1 protein-coding gene is annotated in these 5056 nt (G+C 67.6%); it reads right to left on the bottom strand.

The features are described 5' to 3' along the window. A partial coding sequence (locus tag WBQ44_RS02830) for a fatty acid synthase subunit beta domain-containing protein (protein ID WP_495565224.1) occupies positions 1–5056 on the bottom strand: 5056 nt, incomplete at both ends.

The following is a 5056-nucleotide window of genomic DNA, read 5'->3' as shown; positions in this document are numbered from 1 at the left end:
GGCCAGAGGTCCGTCGGCGAGGCCACCGAGGGCTCCGCCGCGCACCGAAGCTCCGTCACGGGTGCCCAGTGCGACCTCGGCGGTGACGTGGCTGGCCCAACCGTCGCCCAGTTCCCAGGCCTTCTTGACGCGATCCGCAATCGACGCCGGTCGACGTCCGGAGGGCCCGAACACCTTGCGCAGGTGGTCGTTGATCGAATCGCTGAGCACGGGGCCGAACGGCTTGTAGGTACGGGCCAACTTGTTGACGGTGCCGGAGAGAGCACCCATGTCGGCATCGGCGGCACCGTCGATGGCTCCGAGCGAGAGCTCGGATCCGAGGTCGACGAGCAGCTGATTGCGACGCGAGGAGACGCCGTCGCACAGTGCCTCGATGGTGTCGGCGGGTCCGATCTGGTCGAGCTGCAGCTTGGTCCACAGTCCGATCAAGATCTTGGTGGCATCCGATGCGCTGAAGGCGATGTCGTCGGGACGAGGTCCGCCGGACGGTGCCGCAGAAGGGGCAGGCGCTGCAGCAGCGGCGGGCGCTGCCGCGGGAGCAGCAGCGGCCTCGGGAGCCGGAGTAGCTTCTTCTTCGTCTGCCGGAGCGGGATCGGTGTCGGTGCCGTAGACGATCGCAGCTTCGCGCTCGACATTGAGGACCTCGACGGGGAAACCGAAGCGGCCCGGCAACTTCAGGGTCTGCGACGCAAGGTTCGCGACGGTCGGCGTTGCGCTGAGACCGATTTCGACGAAGCGCTCGACTCCCAGTCCACCATCGGACTCGTCGGCGAACAGCAGATCCTGGGTTTCGATCCAGCGAACCGGGCTGGCGAACTGCCATGCGAGCAGTTCGGTCAACACGACGCGGCAAAGGTCGTGCGGACGAGCGGCCCACGAGTCGAAGTCGGCGAGCACACCGTTCAGCGGCTCCGACGGCACCAGATCCGCAATCTCCTGGATGAAGTCGCGCTCGAGTGAGAACGGCTTCGGGACCAGGTTCGGCACGTAGCGGCCGAGCAGGATCTCGGGGTCGAGGTCTGCAGGCAGCAGCGCCTCGAGGCGGGTACGGAAGTCGTCGACTCCCCCACGCAGCACGGTGGAGTGGAACGGCACGTCGATGCCGGGAACCATGATGTAGGCAGCCTTGCCACCGAACTCTGCGCGGCGGACGGCGATCTTCTTCTCGAGTTCGCCGAGACCGTCGACCGTGCCCGCGATGGCGTACTGCGAGCCACGCAGGTTCAGGTTGACGATTTCGAGGAATTCACCGGACTCTTCCGCGACACCGGCGACGAACGCCTGCACGTCCTCGTCGGCGAGACCGATCTGCGAGGGCCGGATGGCGGCCATGCGGTAGTTGCTTCGGCCTGCGGCGTCGCGCGGCACGAGAGCGTGCATGGCTGAACCGCGCTGGAAGACGACCTCGAGGACAGCTTCGAGCGGAAGCACACCGGCGACCGCGGCGAGGGCGTTGTACTCACCCACGGAGTGGCCGGCGAGGATGGAGTTCTCCACGAAGACGCCGGATTCGCGCATCTCGGCGACCTGGGCAACACCCAGCACCGCCATCGCGACCTGGGTGAACTGCGTCAGGTGCAGCACGCCGTCGGGATGCTTGTGGACGGTTCCGCGTGCCTTCAGCGACGTCGGGTTGTCCCGGACGACGGCGAGGATCGAGAAGCCGAGTGCCGTGCGGGTGTGCTTGTCGGCGCGCTCCCATACCTCACGGGCGGCCTTGGACCGGGACCGAGCGTCGAGACCCATGCCCTGACGCTGGATGCCCTGGCCGGGGAAGGCGTAGACGGTTTTCGGCGGTGCGGTCCGCGCTGTGGCGACCATGACGAGTTCGCCTGCGACGCGGCAGGACACCTCGACGAGTTCGGCGCCCTGATCGAAGCCGGTGCGGTCGACCCGCACGTCGATTTCGGCACCCGGGCGAACCATGCCCAGGAAGCGTGTCGTCCAGGCGGTGAGACGACGCGGCGGAGTTTTGGTGTCCGCGTAGTCGACTGCTGTGACGACCTGCTGGGCTGCGGCGGAAAGCCACATGCCGTGCACGATCGGGCTGCCGAGTCCGGCGAGCAGAGCTGCGGCATCCGAGGTGTGAATCGGGTTGTGGTCACCCGAGACCTGTGCGAACGCGGCCATGTTGCGCGGCGCGACGATCGTGGTCTGGCGACGGCGACGTCGCGGGGTGTCCTTGGCCTCCGAGGAAAGGGAACCACCGGCACGAGCCGGGTCGGCCAATTCGCCCTTGCCGGTGCGTCCACGAATAGCGAAGCGCTCCACCAGGGTTGCGACGGCCGGGGCTTCGGTGCCCTCACCGAGGGCGGCGCCGATCTCGACGGTCACCTCGACTACACGACCGAGGTCGGTGTCGAGCACCTCGCCCGCTTCGGCCTTCACGACGAGGATGGACGGGTCGCTCGGAAGCGAACCGACGAGGTCGATGCTGTGGTCGAGGTGGACCAGATCGAGCATGCCCTCGATGACGTCCTGGCCGTACTGGGTACGAGTCGCACCGAGGACGGCGAAGACTGCGGGCCAGCATGCACCGACGAGCACGTCGGGCACGGCCTTTCCGCTGACGGTCAACGAATCGGGCAGACCCGAACCGGTTACGCCGGCGTGGTCGGCGACCATGTCGGGGATCCAGGCCAGGCTGATGCGTGCAGCGCCGTTCTTGACCTTCGGAAGGTCCTGTCCTGCAGCCACTCCGAGGAGTGAAGACATGGATGCGCTGGCATCGTCGGCGGTGACGACAGGTGCGCCGCCGTCGATGGTCGATGCGGGGACGGTGAGGCGGATACGAACCTCTTTGCCCGGGGCGAGCGGAACGGTGAGCTCGACGTGGTCCGAATCCTGCACGGCGAGTGTCGATCCGGTCTGCGGATGAACGGCCACGGTCTCCGACTCGACGACCCAGTCGGCCGGGTCACCCAGGCGCGCAACGGGGTTCTGCGTCATGCGCGAGGCCCAGTTGACGTCCGGGGCAGCGAGCACGATGCCGAGCAGTCCCGGGGCGATCTCGGCGTGACGACGGCTGGCGATCGACGTGGCTTCTGCACCCTCGGCGATCAGCGTGTCGGCGGTTGCCTTCTCGAAGCGGTCGAGCAATTCACCGACCGGCTCGTCGACGCGGGTGATACCGGCGACCGCGACGGTGCCCGGGATGATGCAGACCTGATCCGCGGAGTAGCGCGCATCGTGTGCCTGCCACAGGGAGTCACTGCGCCACCAGCGGCGGACGTCGCCGTCGACGACCGGGACGAAGTTGACCGGCTTGCCCGGCATACGGCACAGCGAGGTGAAGAACGTGAGGTCTGCGGGATGCAGGGCGACGTCGCCTGCGTCGGGGAACTGCGCGAGCAGCGAACGCAGCGCAGCGCGGGGACGTTCGAGCGTCGAGGCGTCGGCGAAGAGGGTCGGAATGGGGCCACGATCCACCGGGTGCAGACGCGCCTCGGCGCGCTGGAGCATTTCGAGGAAACGCGTCCGCCAGGTGACATCGAGCCACACCGATTCGGTGGCCTCGCTGACAGCGTCGGTGAACTCGCCGCCGCAATCGAATTCGCGGGAGGCGTCCGTGCCGATAGCCAGATCCAGGTAGCGGGTGAGCCACTGCTGGTAGGTCATCTCGGCGATGTCACCGAAGTACGGCTTGGCCGTCCCGTCGAGGGCGGCGATGATCTCGTCGCGACGCTTCGCAACCGCTTCGGCGTCGCCGGCTACCTCGTCGAGCAGACGCCCGCAGCGTGATGCGGCGTTGTCGATCTCGTGGATGTCCGCGCCCAGCTGGCTACGGCCGGAGGCCATTCCGCCGTTGGCCGTACCGGCACCGACCCATTCGGGTGTTCCCGGAGTGTCGACCAGGAGCTGCTTGACCTCCGGAGACGTGGTGGCTTCGAGGGTCGCCATCGCCGCGGTTCCGACCAGGATGCCATCGAGCGGCATCTTCGGGTACCCGTATACCGCGGACCAGGTGCCGGTGAGGTACTCGGCGGCACGCTCGGGGGTACCGATTCCGCCGCCGACACACACGACCAGGTTGGGGCGCGACCGCAATTCGGCGTACGTGGACAGCAGGAGGTCGTCGAGGTCTTCCCACGAGTGGTGTCCGCCGGCGCGGCCACCTTCGATGTGGACGTTCACCTGGTAGGACGGCACCTCGTTGGCGATCCGGATGACGGCGCGAATCTGCGCGACGGTACCGGGCTTGAACGAGACGTAGCTGATGCCCGCCTCCGTGAGCTCCTCGATGAGGGCGACCGCTTCTTCGAGTTCGGGGATGCCTGCGGTCACGACGACGCCGTCGATCGCAGCACCCGCAGCGCGAGCACGCTGAACCAGACGACGACCACCGAGCTGCAACTTCCACAGGTACGGGTCGAGGAACAGCGAGTTGAACTGGATCGCGCGGCCCGGCTCGAGCAGCTGCGTCAGCTCGGCGACGCGATCGGTGAAGATTTCCTCGGTGACCTGGCCACCGCCGGCGAGCTCGGCCCAGTGGCCCGCATTGGCCGCTGCGGCGACGATCTTGGCGTCGACGGTCGTCGGGGTCATACCGGCGAGCAGGATCGGTGAGCGTCCGGTCATCTTGGTGAAGGACGTCTCGACGACGACGCGGCCGTCGGGCAGTGTCACCGGCTTGGGCGCGAACTCGGACCAGGACGGCTGAACCTCGGGCGCGGCGCCCGGGGTGAGGAGGTTTCGGTGGCCACCACGGGTCGATGCGGCGATGATCCCGACGCCCTGACCACGCAATGCCGGGGTGGTCATACGGGTGAGCAGGTCACCGGGGCCGAGGTCGAGGATCCAGTCTGCGCCTGCGTCGACGACTCCGTCTATTTCGCTGACCCAGTCGACGGGATCGACAAGGATGCGCTGCGCGAGTTCACGGGCGATGTCGACGTCGAGACCGCACCGCTGGGCCCAACCGGAGACGAGTTCGACGGCGTCCGCGAGCGCCGGGTGATGGAAGCCGATCTCGACGGGAAGCAGCTCGAAGACGGGTGCGAACACGGCTCCGCCGCGCTTCTTGGCGTCACGCTCGCGCTCTTCGGTGGCTGCGATC

Source organism: Rhodococcus sp. (in: high G+C Gram-positive bacteria) (assembly GCF_049591685.1).
GTDB lineage: Bacteria > Actinomycetota > Actinomycetes > Mycobacteriales > Mycobacteriaceae > Rhodococcoides.
The sequence above is the reverse complement of the archived record's forward strand: the minus strand, read 5'-3'. Positions and strand labels throughout refer to the sequence as shown.